The organism is Gilliamella sp. ESL0232 (genome assembly GCF_013346885.1).
Taxonomy (GTDB): Bacteria; Pseudomonadota; Gammaproteobacteria; order Enterobacterales; family Orbaceae; genus Gilliamella; species Gilliamella bombi.
Genome location: NZ_JAAEDW010000001.1, coordinates 74,177 through 97,218 on the forward strand (window position 1 = coordinate 74,177; position 23,042 = coordinate 97,218).

The window sequence follows — 23,042 nt, forward strand, 5'->3', positions numbered from 1 at the left end:
TTATAATTCGCTTCCTAGGCCAATGTATAGGTGAATTGAACCTGTATCTTTGTTAAGTGGTGTTGCTAAATCGACCTTTATTGGCCCAACCGGAGAAGCCCAACGAATGCCAAAACCAGTTCCTGTATAAAATTTAGTTTTATCAACTTTATCTATAGCTTCACCTGTATCTACAAATGCAGCTCCCCACCATGATCCAGATAAATTATATTGATATTCAAGTGAACCAGTGATGAGTTTAGAAGCTCCTTTTAATTTACCTTTTTTATCCTTAGGCGAAATAGACTGATAACTGTAACCTCGAATACTGCGTTCACCACCAGCAAAAAATCTAAATGATGGTGGAACACGGTCAAAATTGCTCGCTTGTATAATGCCAAAATTGCCACGAGCTATAAATCGATGCGATTTTTTTAAGGAGCGAATCCAAGTTTGTTGTGCTTGAAATCGCACTAGATTAATATCTGAACCTAATACTTCTCCAGCTGATTCAACAGAATAACGTTGTGAATCGCCCCACATTGCTAATAAATTACCATCAGAACGGATTCTTGATATGCTAAGCGATGGGTAATACAAGAATGTTTTAAAACTTGAATCACCTTGGGTAAAGTCATCATTTAACACATTTAACCCTAATGCAGTTTGCCATCCATAAAAATTATCCCAATTACGTAAAGCCCCGAACGTATAAGAACGTGAGTAGGTATCATTATTATCTATCTTTTTATAACCACCTTGGATAGTGTAATATTGCTCTAAAGGTGATTTTTTTAAAGGGATTTTGTAACTCATGGTCACCAATTGTTCTGGCGAAGATAGTGATAAGTTACTTTGAAAACTTTGCCCTCGACTATTGATCCAAGGTTTATTCCAACCAATCTTACCATGCACGCCGTTATCTGTTGAAAAGCCCAACCCTAAGTCCATATTATTTTTTTTTCGGGGTGAGGTTTCTACATCAATGGGAAGAACTCTATCTTCGGTTAGATGAGGAAAATCTGGGACAACAACCACTGAATTAAACCAGTTTGTAGAAGTAAGGCGTCTATTTAATAATGATAATTGTTCAGCTGTATATTCCTCACCGTCTTTAAATGGCACAATATTAGCTAAATAGTCATCACGAATTTTGGCATTATGAAAAGTAACTTTACCAAATCGATATCGCCTACCTGTTGTATAATCAATATTCCAAAAGGCTTGATGATCAGACATAGATACAGCTAATTGATGTTTAGGCATATTGGCATCAAAGTAACCTTTTTTTAGTGATAAATTTTGCAGGCTTTTCTTAAATGATTCATAAATACCATGATTTAACACATCGCCAATTTTTGGTAAGTTGTTTTTAAGTAAATATTGAAAATCAGGATCTTGTTTCCCCTCACCAGTAATATTAATATTAAGCTGCTCAACTAATACGGGGTCGCCAGGTGAAACGTTAACAACAAGAACTTTTGGGTTTTGTGCGTTATATTCAAAGCTAGGAGAGTAGTAACCCAATGCACGTAATGCTTTTTTTGTTTCGCTTTCAAAATAACGCTTAAAATTTGGAGTATCACTAACTTTGTCAGGTGTAATTAATGAAGTTCGTGCCTCAACATTATCTGCAAGATCGCCTTTTAATCCCTTAATGGATAACTTCATGTCAGCATAACTTGTCGTAGCTGTCATAACTAAAAGTAAACCTAATGAACAGGAGAATCGAGACACATATACCTCGTATAATATTAAGATTCAAGTAAAGTTACATGACCGATAAAAGGTAAGTGACGATAGTGCTGAGCATAGTCAATACCATAACCCACAACAAATTCATCAGGAATTGAAAATCCGATATATTTAACTGGAACGTTTACTTCACGGCGAGAGGGTTTGTCTAATAGCGTACAAATTTCAATACTGCGTGGATGGCGCAATTCTAAAATAGCCATGACTTTGCTAAGAGTATTACCTGTATCTATAATATCTTCGATAATTAATACATCTTTATCACGGATATCCTCATCTAAGTCCTTTAAGATTTTAACGTCACGGTTACTAATAACAGCATTACCATAGCTTGATGCTGTCATAAAATCAACCTCGTGCCCGACAGTAATTGCTCGACTCAAATCGGCCATAAAAATAAAAGAGCCACGTAAAAGTCCAACTAAAATAAGTTCATTTTGGCTATGTTGATAATCTTGACTTATTTGTTGGCCTAGCTCAATTACACGTTTTTGGATATCATCAGTAGATATCATCATTTCTAATGTGTGTTTTTTCATTAATAATGCTCAAATTAAATTTTTAAAAAATTAAATGAGATTCTAGCAATTTTCCTTGGTAAAAAGAATAAGCGCCCCCATTTTTTATTAAACTAACATAGGAACAGATTGTTGTATTTTATACTTAAACGCCTAGTTACCTGAAACTTTTTGACAGCCATTCTTGACCAATTTTTTTTGTAAGCGACGTTTTTTAAAAAAGTTGCTCAAAACAGTACTACACTCGTTAGTTAATACTCCGCCAGTTACTTCTGCATAATGGTTGATACCTTGGCAAGCAAGAATATCAATAAAAGAACCTGCTGCACCAGTTTTGTAATCTTTTGCACCATATACTACGCGTTTAATACGACTATGTATAATGGCTCCAGCACACATAATGCAAGGCTCAAGAGTGGTATACAGAGTTGTATTAATCAATCGATAGTTATTCAAATATTTACCTGCTTGTTCAATAGCCATCATTTCAGCATGCGCAGTGGGATTATGCTTACTAATGGGTTGATTAAAACCTTCACCAATAATTTGATTATTTTCATCAACAATCACCGCGCCGACTGGGATTTCTCCAAGCAATTCGGCGCGTTTAGCAAGCACTAGTGCATGTTGCATCCAAATTTCATCTGACATTTTCAAATTACAAATTATTGAGATTTAGAACATCACGCATGTCGTATAAACCAACTGGCTGTTTGGCAAGCCAGAGCGAGGCTCGAACAGCACCATTAGCAAATGTCATGCGGCTAGATGCTTTATGACTAATTTCAACGCGCTCGCCAATATCGGCAAAGATAGCGGTATGTTCTCCTACTATGTCACCTGCTCGGATAGTTGCAAAGCCAATAGCGCCTTGTGGTCTTTCCCCTGTATGACCTTCACGACAGTAAACTGCACGATCCTTTAAGTTGCAATCAAGTGCATCTGCAATTGCTTCACCCATAGCTAATGCTGTACCAGACGGCGCATCAACCTTGTGACGGTGATGAGCTTCAATAATTTCGATATCAGTATAACCGCCCATAATTTTGGTGGCTTTTTCCAACAATTTTAGCACTAAGTTAACACCGACACTGAAGTTTGCGGCAAAGACAATGGCAATGTTTTTAGCTGCATCAGCAATAGCTTGTTTACCTGCATCATCAAAACCAGTTGTGCCAATGATTATCATTTTTTTATTTTCAACACAAAAAGTTAAGTGGGCGAGTGTACCTTCAGGTCGCGTAAAATCGATCAATACGTCAAATTGATCTTTAGCTTGTTCTAGATTATCGGTGACTTTAATGCCACAAATACCGATCCCTGCAAGCTCACCTGCATCACTACCAATTAGTGAGGAACCTGCTCGTTCAAATGCTGCTCCTAAGGTAACCCCTTTGATTTGCGAAACAGCTTGGATAAGTTGCCGTCCCATTTTGCCACCAGCGCCTGCGATCGCGATACGAACCATATTTGTTGACATATAACTTTCCTTAACTTTTTGTGAATATAGATAAATAAATATTATAGCGGAAAATAAATAACTTATACACATCGACTAAACTTAAATGCTAGAATTTTTGAACCGTTTTCTATAAAAAATAATCAGGAGTTTATTATGCGATCTCCGTGGTATTTTGGTTGGAATATTGTTATTGCGGCCTCCTTTCTAACTTTACTTTCTAGTGGATTAAGAATGAGTATGGGAGTTTTTTTTCTTCCCATTGCAAATGATCTTAATTTTAGTCGTAGCATTCTTTCTGGAATTATTGCTATAGGTATGCTTTTCTCTGGAATTGCTATGCCAATAGCGGGATATTTAGTCGGTAAATATGGTACTCGTTTTGTCCTAATATTAGGTTCCATCATTATTATTATTTCTACTGTTTGGTCAGCTAACTCAACTGATTATTGGAACTTTTTTCTATCTTTTGGTGTTGCGTTATCTTTTGGTACTTCCTTTGTTGGTTCTGTCAGTTTTACGCCCATTGTGGCACGTTGGTTTATCAAGCGTAGAGGGTTGGCTTTATTTATTTTATCAACAGGAAGTATGGCAGGTATTGCTGTAATGTTACCTGTTTTTGCTTTCTTTATTCCTATTTATGGATGGAAAACAACGCTAATTTCGTTTGCTGTGATTTTTATGATTATCGCTTTGCCTATTGCTTTGTTTATTATGAAAGATAATCAATCGGAGATCGAAGTCTCTGGTATAGAGCCTGTTATCAATCAAAAAATAGAGCCTAGTATCAAACTTATAGATGTGTTAAAAACACGTCCATTTTGGCAACTGAGTTTTGGGCTTTTTACCTGTGGCTTCAGTATGAATTTATTAGGAACACATGGAGTCCCAATGCTTACCGATCATGGATTTGACCCTATCATTAGTTCTAATGGTATTGGTTTGATTGGTTTAGTCGCTATTTTTAGTACCTTAGTTTTGGGTTATTTATCTGATATAGTGCAACGAAAAAACATTTTAATGATGGTCTATTTAATACGAGGTTTAGGTTTTATTGCTCTTGTTTTAGCATCAACTAAATGGCAGCTTTTTACTATTGCAGCAGTGGGTGGTTTGGTTTGGGCTGGTGCTTTGTCGATGTCTGGAGCCATTACCGCTGATATTTATGGTGTAAAAATTGTGGGACTACTTTCAGGATTAACCTATTTGGGACATCAAATTGGTGCGATGATTGGTTCATGGTTAGGTGGATGGGCTTATGATCATTTACACACTCATTTAGTTGCGTTTGGTACGGCGAGTATTTTATTGTTACTGGCGGCATTTAGTGCTTATCATCTTCCTAAACGATAATCGTTCAAAACAAATGGACGCCAAGTAGCGTCCACTCTTGCTTATAAAACTTTTAGTAATTCAACATCAAAAATTAATGCACTGTATGGTGGAATTGATGCGCCAGCACCTTGAGCACCATAAGCTAATTCTTGAGGAATATATAAACGCCATTTTGAACCTTCTGGCATAAGTTGTAACGCTTCAACCCAGCCTTTAATCACACCATTGACTGGAAACTCAGCAGGTTGTCCACGTTCAACAGAACTATCAAATACTGTGCCATCAATTAGTTGCCCTGTATAATGAACTTGCACGCGATCGGTTGCTTTCGGTAAATCGCCATCGCCTTGTTTGATGATTTCGTATTGTAAACCTGATTCAGTCGATTTAATGCCATCTTTTGTAATGTTTTCTGCTAGAAAATCTTTACCTGCTTGAGCAATTTTTTCTGCTTGTTTGGCCTTCTCTTTGGTTGCTTGTTCATGCACATGGCGTAATGCTTCATGTAATTCTTGTAAAGGTAGAGCAGGTTGATTACCCGATAATACATCTTCCATTGCTAGTTTTAATGCGTTGAGTTCTAAATTATTTAAGCCAGATTCTTTTAGTTGTTGTCCTATTTGCAAACCGATAGCATAACTTGCTTTTTGATCTATAGTTTCTAGTTTCATTTTGTACCTTTGATGTTTAAAAATAGTGTCTATTATGACAGTATTAAGTTGGTTGATACAAGAATAAAAGTCAAGTGATAATTTATGTTAGGACCTACTGATATCAGAATCATTATCTAACTGTAGAAGAATTTATTAATTTGGCTAGCACTTATGAAAAATATCAGCGATAATATATATCATTATTTTTTTATGGATAAAGTTAGATGCTGTTTCGTAAGTTTACCTCTTTTACAATTGTAGCGAGTGTTTTATTAACTGGTTGTTCGGTTGTTGATCGTTGGGTATATCGACCTGATATTAACCAAGGTAATTATGTAACACCAGATGCTATAGACCTATTACAAGTTGGTCAAAATAAAGAACAGGTTGTATTTATTATGGGGTCACCAATGTTAACTTCTGTCTTTGGTGATCGTGTTTGGTATTATGTTTTCCGTCAACAACCGCAGCATGGCGCTGTTAGTCAAAGAACCTATGTTGTCTATTTTGATGAAATGGGTATTGTAAAGGATATCAAAACTTCAGAGCTAGCAGGTTCTAAATCATTAGAAGAAATGAATAAACAAGGTATATCAGATCCAATTGATACAAAATCTGATGATGATACTCCTGAATCTTAATTAAAATATAAAATAAAAGCCTCATTTAAAAAATGAGGTTTTTATTTTGGTTTAGCTACGGCTATTGATCTTTTGTATTAATTATAAGCTTATTTATACATTTTTAGCTACATCATACAACTGCCAATGTGACCATACTAATATAAATTCTCGACAATTTATTGTGACGATTGCTATACCTAAATAATGTTTTATCTTATTTGTTGACGAGGATCATTATACTCATCTTAAATATTTAGAATTTGCTACTGTAGATTTACAATCAGGTTATTTTAATCATGAGTTGTAAACAACTCGGTATTTTCCTGCAACTTATCAGTTAAAATTAATTATTCAATTGTGGGACAAGGCAGATTCTGTTATACTGCATTCCCGTCTGATTCTTATTTGTTATATTGGTTTTTATGCTTTAAAAATCGATACAACATTGTTCTTATAAATTAATAATGGTCTGGTATTAATGGTCACGAATTATATTTTTGTTACAGGCGGTGTCGTTTCTTCCCTTGGTAAAGGCATTGCCGCAGCATCACTTGCTGCAATCTTAGAAGCCCGCAATTTAAATGTCACCATGCTCAAACTTGATCCCTATATTAATGTCGATCCGGGCACAATGAGTCCTATTCAACATGGTGAAGTGTTTGTGACTGAAGATGGTGCAGAAACCGATCTTGATTTAGGTCATTATGAACGTTTTATTCGCACTAAAATGACGCGAAAAAATAACTTCACTACAGGGCGCATTTATTCTGATGTGTTACGAAAAGAACGACGTGGTGATTATTTAGGGGCTACAGTTCAAGTTATTCCTCATATCACTAATGCAATTAAATCACGTGTAATTGATGGAGCAAAGGGGTTTGATGTCGCAATTGTTGAAATTGGTGGTACTGTTGGTGATATTGAATCACTTCCGTTTTTAGAAGCGATTCGTCAATTAGCGGTTGATGTTGGTCGTGAACACACATTATTTATGCACTTAACCTTAGTACCTTATTTGGCCTCTGCAGGTGAAGTCAAAACCAAACCTACGCAACATTCAGTAAAAGAGTTGCTATCAATTGGTATTCAACCCGATGTGTTAATTTGCCGTTCCGATCGCATTATTCCTGCTCATGAACGAGCTAAAATTGCACTATTTTGTAACGTGCCTGAACGTGCAGTGATTTCACTTAAAGATGTCGATTCTATTTATAAAATTCCGGCATTATTAAAATCACAAAACTTAGATACTTTTGTTTGTAAACGTTTCAATCTTGATTGTAAAGAGGCCGATCTTTCTCAATGGGAACAAGTCATTTATGAAGAAGCGAACCCAGTTGGTGAAGTGACTATTGGTATGGTGGGTAAATATATTGCTTTACCTGATGCCTATAAATCAGTGAATGAAGCATTAAAACACGGTGGATTAAAAAATCGTTTAACGGTGAATATCCGTTATATTGATTCAGAAGATCTTGAGTCACGTGGTACTGATTTACTAGAAGGTTTAGATGCTATCTTAATTCCTGGTGGATTTGGTTATCGTGGTGTTGAAGGCAAAATTATGGCCGCTCGCTATGCACGTGAAAACAAGATCCCGTACTTAGGTATTTGCCTTGGTTTACAAGTGGCTATGATCGAATATGCGCGTAATGTTGCGGGTATTAAAGATGCTAACTCAACCGAATTTGTTAAAGATTGTGCAAACCCAATCATTGCTTTAATCACAGAATGGAGCGATGAATCGGGCAATGTAGTACAGCGTAACGAAAACAGTGATTTAGGCGGCACAATGCGTTTAGGTTCACAAATTTGCCATTTAGAGCCAAATTCATTAGTATACGATATGTATAAAAACGAATCTATTACCGAGCGTCATCGACATCGTTATGAAGTAAATAATAATTTATTACCTGAAGTGGTTAAAGCTGGGTTAAAGGTCACCGGTCTTTCAACGGATAGAAAGTTGGTTGAGATTATCGAAATCCCAGATCATCCATGGTTTGTTGCGTGTCAGTTCCATCCAGAATTTACATCAACACCACGAGATGGACATCCACTATTTAGTAGTTTTATAAAAGCTGCCAAAGCTTATCAAGAGCAGCAATAAAAATAGTTTTAAATTAACATTTGTAATATATCTGTCATATAGAGGAAAATAACATGGCAAAAATCGTTAAAGTACATGGTCGTGAAGTGATCGACTCTCGTGGTAATCCAACAGTTGAAGCCGAAGTTCATTTAGAAGGTGGTTTTGTTGGTCTTGCAATCGTGCCATCTGGTGCGTCAACTGGCTCACGTGAAGCGTTAGAACTTCGTGATGGTGACAAATCTCGCTTTTTAGGTAAAGGCGTATTAAAAGCGGTTGAAAACGTTAACGGCCCAATTGCTAAAGCTGTAGTGGGTAAAGATGCGTTAGATCAAGCCGCTGTCGACCAAGCTATGCTTGACTTAGATGGAACTGATTTTAAATCTAATTTAGGTGCTAACTCAATTCTTGCTGTATCTTTAGCAACGGCTAAAGCAGCTGCAGCAGCTAAAGGTGTTCCTCTTTATCAGCACATAGCTGATCTTAACGGCACTCCAGGTCAATATTCAATGCCATTACCAATGATGAACATCATCAACGGTGGTGAGCACGCTGATAACAACATTGATTTACAAGAATTTATGATCCAACCAGTTGGTGCTAAAACAGTTCGTGAAGCAATCCGCATGGGTTCTGAAGTATTCCACAACTTAGCAAAAGTATTACACGCTAAAGGTATGAATACTGCAGTTGGTGATGAAGGTGGTTTTGCTCCTAATTTAGGTTCAAATGCTGAAGCATTAGCATGTATTAAAGAAGCGGTAGAAAAAGCAGGTTATGTTTTAGGTAAAGACATCACGTTAGCGATGGACTGTGCGGCTTCTGAATTCTATAACAAAGAAACTGGTAAGTATGTATTGAAAGGTGAAGGTAACAAAGAATTCACTGCTCAAGAATTTACTCATTACTTAGAAGGTTTAACTAATGAATATCCAATCGTATCAATCGAAGACGGTTTAGATGAAAGCGATTGGGAAGGTTGGGCTTACCAAACTAAAGCATTAGGTCACAAAATTCAATTAGTGGGTGATGATCTATTTGTAACTAATACTAAAATCTTTAAACAAGGTATTGAAAAAGGTATCGCTAACTCTATCTTAGTTAAAGTAAACCAAATCGGTACATTAACTGAGTCTATCGCTGCGGTTAAAATGGCGAAAGATGCGGGTTATACTGCAGTTATTTCTCACCGTAGTGGTGAAACTGAAGATTCAACAATTGCTGATTTAGCAGTAGGTTTAGCGGCTGGTCAAATTAAAACTGGTTCAATGAGCCGTTCGGACCGTGTTGCTAAATACAACCAATTAATCCGTATTGAAGAAGCTTTAGGTTCAAAAGCACCATTCAACGGTTTAAAAGAAGTTAAAGGCCAATAATTCTTTTTGATAAAAGACGTTATTGCTTAAAAAACGGTGACTAGTTCACCGTTTTTTATTTTCAAATAATTTAAACCTACTTAATGTAGGAATAGTTGCACCGATTAAGGTTGTGTTGTACTCTTAACATTTGATTTTTTTAAGGCTTATTAATAATCAAATATGTATTGATTAATTTAGTGTTCCTATAATAGATAAAATAACTAACTCAATTTAAAGTTCTACTTATGAATAATATTACGAATATGTCTCAGCCAAAAAGTAAATGGCAACTTTTTAACTGGCTTTATACTGGTAAATTACCATTAAACGAATTATGGCTTAATCCGACTTATCGTTATAAGTTTTTTTTTAGAACCTTGTTTTTAAGTCCAATCACCTTAAAATGGCTTGATAAACTAAGGCAGTACCCATTACTCGGCGATTATTTTTCGTGCCAAACAAATTTGCCATGCAAATTACAGCGTCCTTATTTAGCTTCTTGCTTGAGTCAAAAAGCCCGTTATGACGCTTTGGCGTATCACTATGATTTTTTAGCTAAACAACCTGAAAGCGTAAGCAAGGCCTTTTATAATCCGCAATTGCCTTTTGTATTGGCGGATGTAACAGTTAAAAATGAACAAAACATTCAAATAGCAGTGCAAGCCCGTAATAAATTTGCAAGAGAAGGCGAAATCAGCCTTTATTTTTATGATAGTGATGGCATCGACTTAGCCACTTTAACATTTTCAATCGTAGAATATCAAGGTAAGCCAACGCTATTTATTGCAGGATTACAAGGCACAGGACATAATGATGCGCGTACTCGTGTACAAAAAGCGACTAAAGCCTGCTATGGGTTATTCCCTAAACGTGTTGTAGTTGAAGCTGTATTAACTGTTGCTCGTTATTATCAGTTAACTCAAATTGTTGCTGTGGGCAATAAAACACATATATATAACAATTGGCGCTATAATAGCCGCCAAGAGCGCATTTTATCTGATTATGACGATTTTTGGTTAACTCTTGATAGCAAACAAGATGCCAATGGTTTATTTATATTACCAAACCAAATTAATCGAAAATCCATTGAAGAAATCGCCAGTAAAAAACGTTCAGAATATCGAAATCGTTATGCTTTATTGGATCAGCTTCAACTTAATATTGAGCAAAAATTAGCATCATTGACTTAATGATTAGCAGTAACATGTTTAAAACATAGGTTTGATCCAATTATTTAAAAATAAAAATCAGGAATAGTTAAGGAATAAAATATGTATTTTGGTATTCTTATTGCGTTAGTGCCATTGTTTATTGGTTATTTAATTAAGATTAAAAATGATAATTTGATGACCAAGATTAACCAAACATTGAGTTGGATGGTTTACCTTATTTTATTCATTATGGGATCTGAACTTGCACATTTAGATAACTTAACTACAAATTTACAAATGATTTTATGTTATACCGGTGTTCTTTTTATTTGTACATTTGGGGGTAATTTTGTTGTTTTAATTATTTTTGATTATTTTCTTTCTACCAAGGCATATAAAACAGATCAAACTTACGAATCACGTTTTAAAATGATTTTTGAGTCATTGCGTGTTTGTATTGCATTAATTGTTGGGTTTATTTGCGGATTATTTCCATTATTTATTTGGCAATATTCAGAAAGTACCACGCAAGTTGTATTGGTTTTTTTATTGTTTTTAGTCGGTATTCAATTGCGCAGTAATAATATTTCAATTAAGCACATTCTGCTCAATAAAATAGGCATAATTACAACGCTAGTAGTTACGATAAGTGCATTTTTGGGGGGCATTGTTGCGTCATTTGTTTTAGATTTGCCCGCACGAGTTGGTCTTGCTATGTCATCGGGTTTTGGTTGGTATTCGTTATCGGGTATTTTAATGACAGAAGCCCATGGTCCAGTTATTGGTAGTGCTACGTTTTTAAATGATATTCTGCGTGAATTATGCGCAATTATCTTAATCCCAACACTAATTAAACGCTACCAATTAACCACATTAGGTCTGTGTGGTGCAACATCAATGGATTTTACACTCCCCATGCTGCAAAAAGGTGGTGGGATAGCCATAGTGCCTGCGGCTATTGCGCAAGGTTTTTTATTGACACTTATAATGCCGATATTTATTACGTTATTTAACTATGGAGGGTTTGGGTTTTAGCTTAAAAAAAGCAAAGCCTACTTAAACGGAGTAAAAAGGTAATGGGAAAGTATAGTTTATTAAAAGGTAAAGTAAGACGTTTAAAAATATTGAAAGTAGATCAAGAAAAGGATCACAATAAAAAAACAGAAGACTGTGGTTTTATTGAGTCAATTTTGGGGCTATTTATTATCGAGATGATCGGTGGATTTATTCTAATAACTGCAGCTATATGTAAGTTTGTTTATGAATTCATGCTTAGTTTATTTACTTTTGGGTTACTACAAACCAAGCTATTGAAAGGCACACCATTTGTTTGTTATATCGGTAATGTCAAAGTCAAAGGTAAGTTAGAAAATGTCGCTTTTAAAAATGGTGATTACGTCGAAATGGTTGTCAAACAAATTGATAAGAACAAATATCAAGCTTATGCCGTCCGCTTTCCTAAATACCATGCTTTATTTTTCCCTAAAGGAGTTGGTCTTTCGACGTTGCAATTGCTGAAGTATTGTATGATTTGTGTTGGATCGATAATATTATGTACCGATGGTTTTATTTTCATTAGCGTATTATTCAATCATGAGTGGGATTCTTTAGAAGTGATAGAAATTACCAAAACAAACTGTATTGGCTTTGTTGCTTTTGTGTTCTTTTTTTTCTTCGTTTTTGGTGGGAGGTTAACTTTTATTTGTAACCGCATTTATGCCACTTTAGGTTATCCAAAACCATGGTTACACAACAGTTGGTATGAAGAATTCTTGTTTTTCAAAATGAATCGTCGTCGGGATCCTGAGCTATTTAATGATCCTCAAACGTCAGAATTTCAAAAAATTAGAAATAAAGATATACAGCCTTCAGCTAATTATTACTGTCGAACACCTATTATACCAAGTTGGGTAAATATTATGGATGAATGATAATTTATAAATTTGATGAACTAAATCTGACTGCAGGTTTAGTGAAATTTTAATTCATATAATGGTGTGCGCACATGTTTGAAGAAGTCTTAATTACCAAACGGTATAGAATCCTGAATATTTTTTACAAAAATATAATCTAAATTAGGTAAATGCTCATATTGAGTACTCAATTCACAAAAAATTATGCTGTTTGTTTCATGTTTTATATACAATGGTAGTCATGCTATTTAGACTCAAGAGATCGAGATCATTTAGTATTATATATGGTTTGATGGCTAACTATAAAATATCTAGTCAAATCAGTGATGATTATTTTCTATGATATATGCGCAATATTGCTTGTTGTTGATAAGGTGTTAATTTTGTTTTTATGTCTATTGATTACAGTATTTTCTCAAATTACTATAAACAACGTGAGTAATTCCTACAGTTATGAGTTTTTATACGCTTAACAAAACTTTACAAAAAAGTAGATGAAAAATAAAGTTTTTATTCTAAAATAGAGTAGCATAGTTATATACTATTTTATGTTAAAATTACTAAAAACAACATTAACTGTTTATTTTATAACAATAAATTTAAGAAAATAAGTATGAGGAATAATAAAATTATGATAAAATATGGACTTAATCGGGCATCGGGCATCGGGCATCGGGCATCGGGCATCGGGCATCGGGCATCGGGCATCGGGCATCGGGCATCGGGCATCGGGCATCGGGCATTTTGTTAATCGTTTTATTTCACCTTTAATATTACGGCAAAACGTTTTATTTTTACTGTTATCTTTTTGTTTTAAACACTTCCATTGCAAATCTCACTTTGTTGTCAAAATAACGACACTCACAGCTCACTCAAAACCGAAACTTACTCAAATAATGGGTTTAATCTTATTATCACAATGGATACACGTTGGCTCAGCTAATGCAATACTAACAGCAACTTCGAGTCAGATTATTACAGGAAATGCACCGCAAGTGCTGGCGTTATCGAGTGCAGATAAACATGGTTTTACTGTCAACGATGTTTTTTACAGTGAGGCGAGTGGCACTATAAAATCTAGTGAAGTGAAAGAATTTGATGGTAATTTGACGCTGAATGATTTTAAAGTGGCGATTTATACTTCAACAAACTTAGATAAAGTTGAAAATTACAGCGATATAGATGGTGATAGTGCCGATCCACAGGAGCCGTTTAAAGTTGAATCGACTAATTATTGGTGGTATGACAATAATGGCGTAAGAATAATAGGTAATGATAAGAAAAAAATGATAGGTTGTGGCAGTGGCTTTTCAATGCCATTAAAGCTCATCATAAAAACCAATGTTAGTGCTCATTCAGCATACGGAATACCTGATAAAGGCGAGCAGATTACCCTAGCTAAAACTTATCAAATCGCACCAAAATCGCAAATTTGTTATGCTAAACCGAATTCTACTATAGTTCATCCAGAATACCAATGGATTGGAGTTGATTTAAAAACAGATGAATATTATTTTAATCGACCTGAATATGCTAATCGTCACCCTCTAGTTGGTGGTGGTTATACTCAAGATTACGTACCTAATTATGGTTTTAAAGCACAGCCAATAGTTTCATCAAACACATTCCCAACAACAGGGTTTCCTGGTGCTAAATTTCAATTAGTGATGACAGGAGCGCAAGATGATTATCATTATCAAGTGATCAATAACCCAGGAGGAGGTGTTGCAATTGATCAAAATGGTGTAGTAAAACTTAATAGTAAACCCTCAGGAACTGTTACAGTGAGGGCAACTTTAAAAAGAGATAATTCTGTCATTCATGATTACCGTTTTAACCCAACTTCTATTTGGGGGGTGCCGAAAAATTTTAGAGGATCGTTTAATGCTGTACAACAGCGTTGTGGTGGTTTACAAAATATGATGAGTCGAGCCCAATTAACAAACTCACCACGATATGAAGGTCAAGGGGCAGAATTAGGTGAAGATAAACTTACTTTGTCTAACAGCTACACTCGTGCCATAGGAGGCTCTATTTTGGGTGAATGGGGTTGGGCAAGCAAATCATCCTACCCTGATTCAGAATGGCAAGAATTAAATCCAGATCATTTTATTACCAGATATTGGACTATAGATATCCATGATCATGGGACATACATTGTACATAGTCATGATGGGTTTACTGGTTGGTTTGCAGCTGAAGATCCTGGTTTAGGGTATGCAATTTGTAAAGGATAATTCATAATTTGATGCTGATAATGATCAGCATCAAATTAAACATTAAATCGAAAATAGTTGTGCTTCATGGCATGAATAAATAGCAGTGTTAATATGCAGTAAAAACTTGGCGAAATAGTTAGCAAAAAGTGTTTTTTATATTGTAAATAACTTGACTGAGTTATTATACTAAATAACGATTATATAAGACTATTGCTAGCTAAAACCACATCATAATCATTCATCATCTACAACGCCATCAATGAATTTATCTTTGTACCATACCATATTTTTATACAATATATTATCTTCACCAATTACATGCGGGTTTTCTCGATCAATATTATTTCGGTTTAACAAACAAGCGTTATATTCTTCTTCATTACATTTTCTGTGCTCTTGGGTATCAATGTTTTTAAACTGACAGCTATTTTTTATATTGATATATTTGTATTTTTGATAATGATAAATACTTTGTATTGTTGTCAAGATTCTTTGCTGTTTTTCATTATAATTATAACAATTTTTTTTACCTGTGGCGGATTTATCTTTTGGATTAAAATCGATATCGCTACCCCACAAGTTTGTGGCTACAAATTTACCTTTGTCATTGATATAGTAGTCATAATTTGCTCCTATTCTGGCACTTGAGGCATATTTTTTAATGGCTAAATCAAGATTGCCGTCAAAATTGATATCCTCTAGATAAATGCTGTCAAATTGGTTGTAGCTATAATGTAAATTTTGTATTTTTTGCATTAATTGGTGGTTACTTTTGTCATAAACATTCACACCAACTAGTTTAATTTTTTCTTTTTTCTTTTTTGATAATACCGCAGTAAAATAAAATTTATCTGATGAATTCGTTTGTAATAATTCAAGGCGATTAAATTCAGCATCTGCTTCATCAATTATTTCAAGTTCTTTTTGCAATTTTATTGGATATTGTTGATTTTTTTTGCCATCAAACCAATAACCAACTAATTTTTGATTAAATTGTGTTTGCCCATTATGATTAAAGTTAAAGTAACTAATTGAATCTTTAATTTTTGGATGATTATCATTTTCATCCAAATAAATATCTTTATCATCATAAAGTTTTAAACTGTTTTGTTGGCTAACTTCATCGCATGAGTTCATTAAGTGACATTCATAGGATAAAGCATGTTGTATCTGTTTGTGATCATCTTTATAAACCCAAAAAGCTTTCAAATAGGGGCTCAAATATAACGTTACTTCTTTATTCTCAATATAGCCTTTATAAGCATAGGTAGCACTATAGGTAGTTCTATAGATAGTACTAAATACAGGAAAAGAAAGGATTAAAAGTAAAGCAAGTAGTATATTTTTCATTGTTATTATTTAAATTATTTGAAGTTTTTTCAATATGATGTTACAACCATATTTTATATGGATTAAAAGATATTGATAGTTTAACTTTAATATGTTAGCGAAAATTTCAGCTTAAGTAAATTCGATTATTTTTTATAATACTGAATGATTTATATTCTGTATTATACTTGAAGTTTGATTACTATATTTTATATGTTAGGTATTTGTATGATAAAGAAATGATAAAAATAAAAATTAGCTTAACAAAACTTTACAAAAAAATAGGTGAAAAATGAAGTTTTTATTCTAAAATAGGGTAGCATAGTTATATACTATTTTATGCTAAAATTACTAAAAACAACATTAACTATTTATTTTATAACAATAAATTTAAGAAAATAAGTGTGAGGAATAATAAAATTATGATAAAATATGGACTTAATCGGGCATCGGGCATCGGGCATCGGGCATCGGGCATCGGGCATCGGGCATCGGGCATCGGGCATCGGGCATCGGGCATCGGGCATCGGGCATTTTGTTAATCGTTTTATTTCACCTTTAATATTACGGCAAAACGTTTTATTTTTACTGTTATCTTTCTGTTTTAAACACTTCCATTGCAAATCTCACTTTGTTGCCAAAATAACAACACTTACAGCTCACTCAAAACCGAAACTTGCTCAAATAATGGGTTTAATCTTATTATCACAATGGATACATGTTGGTTCAGCTAATGCAATACTAACAGCAACTTCGAATCAGATTATTACAGGGAATGCTCCGCAAGTGCTGGCGTTATCGAGTGCAGATAAACATGGTTTTACTGTCAACGGTGTTTTTTACAGTGAGGCGAGTGGCACTATAAAATCTAGTGAAGTGAAAGAATTTGATGGTAATTTAACGTTGAATGATTTTAAAGTGGCGATTTATACTTCAACAAACTTAGATAAAGTTGAAAATTACAGCGATATGGATGGTGATAGTGCCGATCCACAGGAGCCGTTTAAAGTTGAATCGACTAATTATTGGTGGTATGACAATAATGGTGTAAGAATAATAGGTAATGATAAGAAAAAAATGATAGGTTGTGGTAGTGGCTTTTCAATGCCATTAAAGCTCATCATAAAAACCAATGTTAGTGCCCATTCAGCATACGGAATACCTGATGTAGGTAAGCAAATTACCCTAGCTAAGACCTACCAAATAGCACCAAAATCAGAGTTATGTTATGTCAAACCAAATAGCATAATTATTTATCCTGAATATCAATGGGGTAAGCCTGGTGATAATCCAGATTTGAATTATCGAATGTATTGGAATTCGCCAGATGGGCGAACACGATCAAAAGGTGGTGGAGGTTATACTCAAGATTATGTACCAAATTATGGTTTTAGGATTAAACCAGTCGTATCTTCAAAAACATTTCCTACAACAGGCTTTCCTGGGGCTAAATTTCAGTTAGTGATGACTGGTGCACAAACGGATTACGATTATCAATTAATTAACAACCCTGGTGATGGGGTTGTTGTTGATAAGAATGGTATGGTTAAATTAATAAGTAAACCATCAGGAACTGTCACTATAAGGGCTGTGTTAAAAAGAGATGCATCTGTTATGCATGAGTATAGTTTTACACCAATTTCAGTTTGGGCAAAACCTCAAGGCGATTTTAAAGGAGATAGAGCAAGTGGATGGCAACGATGTGGTGGTATTAATAAGCTTCTAAGCGTTAATGAGTTAACAAATGCTCCCACTACTACTATAGAGATCGATCCTGCTATTTTCTGGGGAGGGATTTTTACACGAGCAATTGATGGTTCATTATTTAGTGAGTGGGGATTTATCAATCAAAGATCTTATCCTGATTCTCAGTGGCGTGGCGGTGTTTATTGGACACGAGATCGAGAATCTTCTTCTAAACAATATCATGTATATTCTGATTCTGGGCATATAGGCACGGGAAATGACTCTTGGAATAACTATGTTGCATGTAAGGGGTAATTTTATTGTGTAACTTTTTTCTTTATAAAGTTGAGTGTATTGCTTTATTTGTGTAATAAAACCGTATTTATAATACTAAAATTAAAACATTTTTTAGTTGATGGAATATATTATTCATTAACTCAATTTTTAACTGGTGTAGTAGTGCTTTATCGTTATTCCATCAGTTAAAAATTTAGAATTAAAAACAATGTAACTACAATTTAAAGTGCAGTTCCTTTAGTTGGAATGAAAAAATCTTTGATATAAACATCTTCTATTTCTAATAACTTTATTTTTTTATCTATTCCACCAGCATAACCTGTTAAATTACCGTTTGCGCCGATAACTCGGTGGCAAGGAATAATGATTGATATGGGATTATGACCAACAGCCCCGCCTACGGCTTGGCTAGACATGTTTGCTTTGTTTGTTTTAATGGCGATCTGTTTTGCGATATCGCCGTAAGTAATGACCTGACCATATGGAATTTTGCATAAAATTTCCCATACTAAGATTCGAAAAGGCGTGCCATTTGGCGCAAGTTCTAATTGGTATGGATTCGGTCTTTTTCCTGAAAAATAATCGTCAAGCCATTTTTTTGTTGAGTTAAAAATGGGTAAATTAGATTTTTCTTCTGTTCGTGTATTGAGTGTGTGACCAAAATATTTTTCACCTTCAATCCAAGCCCCAACGAGCTTATTTTGTTGACTGGCTAGGGTTATTAGTCCCACTGGAGATGAATAATTGCATAAATAAAACATATTGGCCTTTTAGTAACATTTAATAAATACACTATTAAATTATGCTTGTTTATGGCGATAAATACTACAAATTTATCGATTAATATTATGAGCTAATAGTAAATGTGGAATATGGCTCATTGGTGAGCCATATATTTTGAAGTTATTTTGCTTGATTTTTGCCTTTTTCGACGTAGCTCATATCTCCAAGGCTTTCAACAATAAATTTACCATCGTCGGTGTAACGAATTTTAGTAACACTTGCGTTACCTAACCCAGCTGTTATTGGTTTATCTTGCCACTCTTGAACCATAGCCATAATTGCTAAACCGTGAGATACTACAAGTACGTTGCCACCACCTTGTGATTTGGCTGATTCAGCTATGGCTTTTAATGATGCTTGCATACGATTTTTTACTTTATTGTAGTCTTCGGCTTCGCCTGATTTCTCAACTGCGGCGATTGCATCCATCATTGTTTTTAGGGTAACCTTGCCTTGAGCCATATCCGCCATTAGCTCTTTATCTGATGCATAACCTAAATGCTGTGCAGCTGGTGTCCACATGTTCGGATCAAAATCTCCTTCATAATCGCCAAAACACTGTTCACGTAAGTCTTCCATTTCATTAATTTGAATTTTATCGCCTTTAGCTTCTAAAACAATGCGAGCAGTTTGTCGTGCTCTACCTAAATCACTTGAATAGACTGAAATAAATTTGACATCTTTCAACCCTCGTCCTAGTTGTTCAGCCACCTCGACACCTGGTTTTGTTAGCGGTGTATCAGACCATCCTTGTGCACGGTGTACGTTATTAAACATAGTTTTACCATGGCGAGTGACATAGAGATAAACATCATCAGCAAAAGCTTGTGATAAGGTTGTTATTGAAATAATTAATGTACTAATTAATATAATAAATTTTTTCATTGTTTTGTCCTCTTTATAATAAATTAAATCGGTAATCAATTACTGTTTCCGCCGAAAGTGAAGGTGAACGTTGGTATTTTCCATGTCTAAGTTTAGGTGTAAGGTCTGAAGCACTGACAGTTTTATAAGACCAACCATATCCAACCTTCGATAGAATAGAAAAATTTTTAAAAGCACCACTAGTTGGTTTCCATATATCAAAAACGTTAATTTCGCCATTTTTTAATGTATTATGTTTGTAGTTAAATTGTCCATAATTCATATATAGACCAGTGCTATTATCTTTAACAAAATCATAACTCATTACTGTTGTTAGTACCAGTTCACCATCACGTAAATAATCTGAGCCAGCAGCGGCAAGACCGTTAAAGCGAGCACGAGTATTTTTACCTAAATGTCGATTATAATATCCGATAGCGTTATGTTTGTTAGCGTCTGTATAGGCTAAACCGACTTTAATACTCCAGTCTTCTTCTTTCCATTCGACATCGGTTGCATAGTGCCATGCGTGATCTTCAAACTCTTTTTTGTTTTGTTTCATGGCATCATAATTGTCAAGAGCATAACTTCCGTAGAATTGTCCGCCTAAGATTAATTTTTGTATTGGTTTATACGATAATTCAATGACATGGCGTCTTAAATAATCTTTAGCAACACCATAAGAATAATCTAAAGTAAGATCTTTATCTTTATAAGCGATTTCAGCTGTTGAAATATTATTAATGATTTTTTTACGATCGGCCGTTAAAAAACGTAATTTTTTAGCGGATTCGCGGGGTAGGGTGCTATCAATATAAGCCAATGAAAAATAAACGTTATCATATTTTAGAATTCCGCTATAACCAAGATAACTATTGCGGGTAAGATGTTGGGTTGAACTTATGATACCTAAATCCTTCATGCTATGCCAACCAGCTTTCCCATTAAAGTTAATAGCATCATTACCTAATTTTATTTTGGCATAACGTTGGGTAAATTTATTAAATCCGTGAGCGTTATGTTTGTTATAGCCTTTACCATCGTTATAAAGTAGGTTACGGGTCGCAAAGTAATCACTAGCACCTAATCTTATTATGTTATCATAGGTGACATCAAAACCAATCATGTCAAATAAATAACCTGATTTATAATCAAAGCTAAATGCTTGCCCCCAAGCGCTGTGTACCTCTTTAGGTTGGGATGCATTTTCTTTTAAATATTTCCAATAGTTTCGAGTAGAAAATACAAATTTGGTGTCTTTAAAAAATGTATCATCGAGAATTGAGTTGTTGTGGGCTGTTGCATTTGCTAGCATAGAATAACTTGATATCCCTAATAGCATTATTGTGAGATATTTTATTTTCATTGTTCTTTTTCCTAATCGTTTTTATATTAAAAAACCTAAATACCAAATCAGAGAATAATTCTCTAATTAATATTTAGGTTTTGCCTGCCAAAAAGCAGTAACAATCCAATAATTTAAAGTTTTGTTTTATTTTTATGTATATATGTTTTTTATAGTAATATGATTAATTTAAATAATTTATATCTCCATTCAATTAGCTATTTACCTTGTCACATGTTTATAAAAAAATAATAGGGGGGATGAGTAGCGTCAATCCTCCCAGATTATCTTATGCTTTCAAATTTTCACCTTTTGAGGAAATCACAGATTGATACCAGTAGAAGCTTTTCTTTTTATAACGATTTAGTGTGCCAGTGCCATCTTGATTTAGATCTACATAAATAAATCCATAGCGTTTAGTGACTTCGGCTTTAGATGCACTGATAAGATCTATTGGTCCCCAACTGGTGTATCCCATGACTTCAACACCATCGTTGATGGCTTCTCGGATTTGTACTAAATGATCATTCATATAATTAATCCGATAATCATCATTGATTGTATTGTCTACTTCTAATTTATCTTTAGCACCTAAGCCATTTTCGACAATAAATAACGGTTTTTGATAACGCTCATAAAGTAAATTAAGAAGATAACGAATCCCAATTGGATCGATCTGCCATCCCCATTCGGATGCTTTAAGATAAGGGTTAGGTACCATATCTAAAATATTACCTTTGGTTTTTTGTGACTCATCATCTGTTGCACAGCAACTCATGTAATAACTAAATGAAATAAAATCGACTGTTTCTTTAAGATCTTGTTTATCTTGTTCAGTAATATCAAGCTTAATATGATTTTCTTTAAAGAAGCGATCCATATAGGTTGGATAATAACCACGCACCTGAACATCCCCAAAAAATAACCAACCATGATTTTCTTGATGAGTTTCCCAAACATCTTCAGGTTTTGGCGTAAGAGGGTAAGCCACAGCACCTAATAACATGTTACCAATTTTTGCATCTGGAATGATTTGATGACAGAGTTTAACCGCTCGACCACTGGCAACTAATTGATGATGAATTGCTTGGTAGATTTGCTGTTTGGTGCTGTTTCTGTCCAAACCAACACCAGTGAAAGGTTCATGTAATGACATGTTGATTTCATTGAAGGTAAGCCAATATTTAACCTTATTTTTATAGCGTTCAAAAACAGTTTTAGCGTAACGAGTGAAAAATTCAATGACTTTACGATTTTCCCATCCACCATATTGGGTAACAAGATAATAGGGCATTTCATAATGTGATAAAGTGACTAGTGGTTTTATGTTGTGTTTTGCCATTTCATCAAATAATTTGTCATAAAAGGCTAAACCAGCCTCATTTGGTTGTTCTTCATCGCCATTAGGAAATATGCGTGTCCAAGCAATTGATGTGCGTAGACAAGTGAAACCCATTTCAGCAAATAGAGCAATATCTTCAGGATAGCGATGATAAAAATCGATAGCTTTGTCTTTAATACTAGCAATATCAGTTTCATTGCGATTGATGATGTCACCAAATAAACCATTTGGCGTACAATCTGATGTAGATAAACCTTTGCCTCCTTCACGGTAAGCCCCTTCAACTTGATTAGCGGCAATGGCACCGCCCCAAAGAAAATCATTAGGAAATTTTGTTGACATGT

Annotated in this window: 19 protein-coding genes; 9 read left to right on the forward strand and 10 right to left on the reverse strand. The window is 34.5% G+C overall.

All coding sequences use genetic code 11. The features are described 5' to 3' along the window. The 4 genes from tamA to dapB form a co-directional block, all read right to left on the reverse strand. Complete coding sequence (gene tamA / locus GYW75_RS00335) at positions 1-1,677, reverse strand: autotransporter assembly complex protein TamA (protein WP_065611030.1); 1,677 nt, start codon at positions 1,675-1,677, stop codon at positions 1-3. Positions 1,678-1,733: 56 nt separating this feature from the next. Beyond that, on the reverse strand, positions 1,734-2,273 hold the full coding sequence (hpt, locus tag GYW75_RS00340; RefSeq protein WP_085164198.1) for a hypoxanthine phosphoribosyltransferase: 540 nt from the start codon (positions 2,271-2,273) through the stop codon (positions 1,734-1,736). A gap of 132 nt (positions 2,274-2,405) precedes the next feature. Next, positions 2,406-2,903, reverse strand: coding sequence for a tRNA adenosine(34) deaminase TadA (gene tadA / locus GYW75_RS00345; RefSeq protein ID WP_174798044.1), 498 nt, complete (start codon positions 2,901-2,903; stop codon positions 2,406-2,408). A gap of 7 nt (positions 2,904-2,910) precedes the next feature. After that, on the reverse strand, positions 2,911-3,732 hold the full coding sequence (gene dapB, locus GYW75_RS00350; protein WP_174798045.1) for a 4-hydroxy-tetrahydrodipicolinate reductase: 822 nt from the start codon (positions 3,730-3,732) through the stop codon (positions 2,911-2,913). Positions 3,733-3,867: 135 nt separating this feature from the next. On the opposite strand from dapB, the gene GYW75_RS00355 reads away from it, so the two are divergent. After that, a complete protein-coding gene (locus GYW75_RS00355) occupies positions 3,868-5,064 on the forward strand; it encodes an MFS transporter (protein ID WP_174798046.1) in 1,197 nt (398 codons plus the stop codon). Between the two features lie 41 nt (positions 5,065-5,105). Here the strand turns inward: GYW75_RS00355 and GYW75_RS00360 are convergent, their stop codons facing one another. Beyond that, positions 5,106-5,717 carry an FKBP-type peptidyl-prolyl cis-trans isomerase gene (locus tag GYW75_RS00360; protein WP_174798047.1) on the reverse strand — a complete coding sequence of 204 codons (612 nt, stop codon included), beginning with the start codon at positions 5,715-5,717 and terminating at the stop codon, positions 5,106-5,108. A 206-nt stretch (positions 5,718-5,923) separates the two neighbouring features. Here GYW75_RS00360 and bamE point away from each other — a divergent pair, with 206 nt between their 5' ends. The 7 genes from bamE to GYW75_RS00395 all read left to right on the forward strand — a co-directional run bounded on the left by bamE (position 5,924) and on the right by GYW75_RS00395 (position 15,070). Beyond that, entirely contained in the window at positions 5,924-6,340 is a 417-nt protein-coding gene (gene bamE / locus GYW75_RS00365) for an outer membrane protein assembly factor BamE (RefSeq protein WP_065574933.1), read from the forward strand. A 460-nt stretch (positions 6,341-6,800) separates the two neighbouring features. Continuing rightward, complete coding sequence (gene pyrG / locus GYW75_RS00370; protein ID WP_065589161.1) at positions 6,801-8,432, forward strand: glutamine hydrolyzing CTP synthase; 1,632 nt, start codon at positions 6,801-6,803, stop codon at positions 8,430-8,432. Between the two features lie 53 nt (positions 8,433-8,485). After that, a complete protein-coding gene (eno, locus tag GYW75_RS00375; protein ID WP_065589160.1) occupies positions 8,486-9,787 on the forward strand; it encodes a phosphopyruvate hydratase in 1,302 nt (433 codons plus the stop codon). 227 nt (positions 9,788-10,014) lie between these two features. Further along, positions 10,015-10,959 carry a VirK/YbjX family protein gene (locus tag GYW75_RS00380; protein WP_174798048.1) on the forward strand — a complete coding sequence of 315 codons (945 nt, stop codon included), beginning with the start codon at positions 10,015-10,017 and terminating at the stop codon, positions 10,957-10,959. Between the two features lie 81 nt (positions 10,960-11,040). Next, entirely contained in the window at positions 11,041-11,955 is a 915-nt protein-coding gene (locus GYW75_RS00385; RefSeq protein ID WP_065589158.1) for a lysine exporter LysO family protein, read from the forward strand. Positions 11,956-11,996: 41 nt separating this feature from the next. Then, positions 11,997-12,851: a hypothetical protein gene (locus tag GYW75_RS00390; protein ID WP_174798049.1), complete on the forward strand. Its 855-nt coding sequence runs from the start codon at positions 11,997-11,999 to the stop codon at positions 12,849-12,851. A 623-nt stretch (positions 12,852-13,474) separates the two neighbouring features. Beyond that, positions 13,475-15,070, forward strand: a complete 1,596-nt coding sequence (locus GYW75_RS00395) for a hypothetical protein (RefSeq protein WP_174798005.1) — start codon at positions 13,475-13,477, stop codon at positions 15,068-15,070. Positions 15,071-15,286: 216 nt separating this feature from the next. Here GYW75_RS00395 and GYW75_RS00400 read toward each other — a convergent pair whose 3' ends face one another. Beyond that, positions 15,287-16,402 carry a hypothetical protein gene (locus tag GYW75_RS00400; RefSeq protein WP_085164725.1) on the reverse strand — a complete coding sequence of 372 codons (1,116 nt, stop codon included), beginning with the start codon at positions 16,400-16,402 and terminating at the stop codon, positions 15,287-15,289. 411 nt (positions 16,403-16,813) lie between these two features. Between GYW75_RS00400 and GYW75_RS00405 the strand changes: the two genes are divergently transcribed. Further along, entirely contained in the window at positions 16,814-18,382 is a 1,569-nt protein-coding gene (locus GYW75_RS00405; RefSeq protein WP_174798006.1) for a hypothetical protein, read from the forward strand. Between the two features lie 203 nt (positions 18,383-18,585). Here GYW75_RS00405 and GYW75_RS00410 read toward each other — a convergent pair whose 3' ends face one another. The 4 genes from GYW75_RS00410 to GYW75_RS00425 form a co-directional block, all read right to left on the reverse strand. Next, positions 18,586-19,125 carry a methylated-DNA--[protein]-cysteine S-methyltransferase gene (locus GYW75_RS00410; RefSeq protein WP_174798050.1) on the reverse strand — a complete coding sequence of 180 codons (540 nt, stop codon included), beginning with the start codon at positions 19,123-19,125 and terminating at the stop codon, positions 18,586-18,588. A gap of 142 nt (positions 19,126-19,267) precedes the next feature. Beyond that, positions 19,268-20,032, reverse strand: coding sequence for a histidine phosphatase family protein (locus tag GYW75_RS00415; RefSeq protein WP_174798051.1), 765 nt, complete (start codon positions 20,030-20,032; stop codon positions 19,268-19,270). Between the two features lie 13 nt (positions 20,033-20,045). Beyond that, positions 20,046-21,377 (reverse strand): OprD family outer membrane porin, encoded by a 1,332-nt coding sequence (locus GYW75_RS00420; protein ID WP_174798052.1) that lies wholly within the window; start codon positions 21,375-21,377, stop codon positions 20,046-20,048. A gap of 268 nt (positions 21,378-21,645) precedes the next feature. Next, complete coding sequence (locus tag GYW75_RS00425; protein WP_174798053.1) at positions 21,646-23,040, reverse strand: glycoside hydrolase family 1 protein; 1,395 nt, start codon at positions 23,038-23,040, stop codon at positions 21,646-21,648. Positions 23,041-23,042: the final 2 nt, after the last annotated feature.

What these genes read in the sequence shown, in the direction of transcription:
- tamA (WP_065611030.1), bottom strand. Translation starts at nt 1,677, where the DNA reads ATGACAGCTACGACAAGTTATGCTGACATGAAGTTATCCATTAAGGGA.
- hpt (WP_085164198.1), bottom strand. Translation starts at nt 2,273, where the DNA reads ATGAAAAAACACACATTAGAAATGATGATATCTACTGATGATATCCAA.
- tadA (WP_174798044.1), bottom strand. Translation starts at nt 2,903, where the DNA reads ATGTCAGATGAAATTTGGATGCAACATGCACTAGTGCTTGCTAAACGC.
- dapB (WP_174798045.1), bottom strand. Translation starts at nt 3,732, where the DNA reads ATGTCAACAAATATGGTTCGTATCGCGATCGCAGGCGCTGGTGGCAAA.
- GYW75_RS00355 (WP_174798046.1), top strand. Translation starts at nt 3,868, where the DNA reads ATGCGATCTCCGTGGTATTTTGGTTGGAATATTGTTATTGCGGCCTCC.
- GYW75_RS00360 (WP_174798047.1), bottom strand. Translation starts at nt 5,717, where the DNA reads ATGAAACTAGAAACTATAGATCAAAAAGCAAGTTATGCTATCGGTTTG.
- bamE (WP_065574933.1), top strand. Translation starts at nt 5,924, where the DNA reads ATGCTGTTTCGTAAGTTTACCTCTTTTACAATTGTAGCGAGTGTTTTA.
- pyrG (WP_065589161.1), top strand. Translation starts at nt 6,801, where the DNA reads ATGGTCACGAATTATATTTTTGTTACAGGCGGTGTCGTTTCTTCCCTT.
- eno (WP_065589160.1), top strand. Translation starts at nt 8,486, where the DNA reads ATGGCAAAAATCGTTAAAGTACATGGTCGTGAAGTGATCGACTCTCGT.
- GYW75_RS00380 (WP_174798048.1), top strand. Translation starts at nt 10,015, where the DNA reads ATGAATAATATTACGAATATGTCTCAGCCAAAAAGTAAATGGCAACTT.
- GYW75_RS00385 (WP_065589158.1), top strand. Translation starts at nt 11,041, where the DNA reads ATGTATTTTGGTATTCTTATTGCGTTAGTGCCATTGTTTATTGGTTAT.
- GYW75_RS00390 (WP_174798049.1), top strand. Translation starts at nt 11,997, where the DNA reads ATGGGAAAGTATAGTTTATTAAAAGGTAAAGTAAGACGTTTAAAAATA.
- GYW75_RS00395 (WP_174798005.1), top strand. Translation starts at nt 13,475, where the DNA reads ATGGACTTAATCGGGCATCGGGCATCGGGCATCGGGCATCGGGCATCG.
- GYW75_RS00400 (WP_085164725.1), bottom strand. Translation starts at nt 16,402, where the DNA reads ATGAAAAATATACTACTTGCTTTACTTTTAATCCTTTCTTTTCCTGTA.
- GYW75_RS00405 (WP_174798006.1), top strand. Translation starts at nt 16,814, where the DNA reads ATGGACTTAATCGGGCATCGGGCATCGGGCATCGGGCATCGGGCATCG.
- GYW75_RS00410 (WP_174798050.1), bottom strand. Translation starts at nt 19,125, where the DNA reads ATGTTTTATTTATGCAATTATTCATCTCCAGTGGGACTAATAACCCTA.
- GYW75_RS00415 (WP_174798051.1), bottom strand. Translation starts at nt 20,032, where the DNA reads ATGAAAAAATTTATTATATTAATTAGTACATTAATTATTTCAATAACA.
- GYW75_RS00420 (WP_174798052.1), bottom strand. Translation starts at nt 21,377, where the DNA reads ATGAAAATAAAATATCTCACAATAATGCTATTAGGGATATCAAGTTAT.
- GYW75_RS00425 (WP_174798053.1), bottom strand. Translation starts at nt 23,040, where the DNA reads ATGTCAACAAAATTTCCTAATGATTTTCTTTGGGGCGGTGCCATTGCC.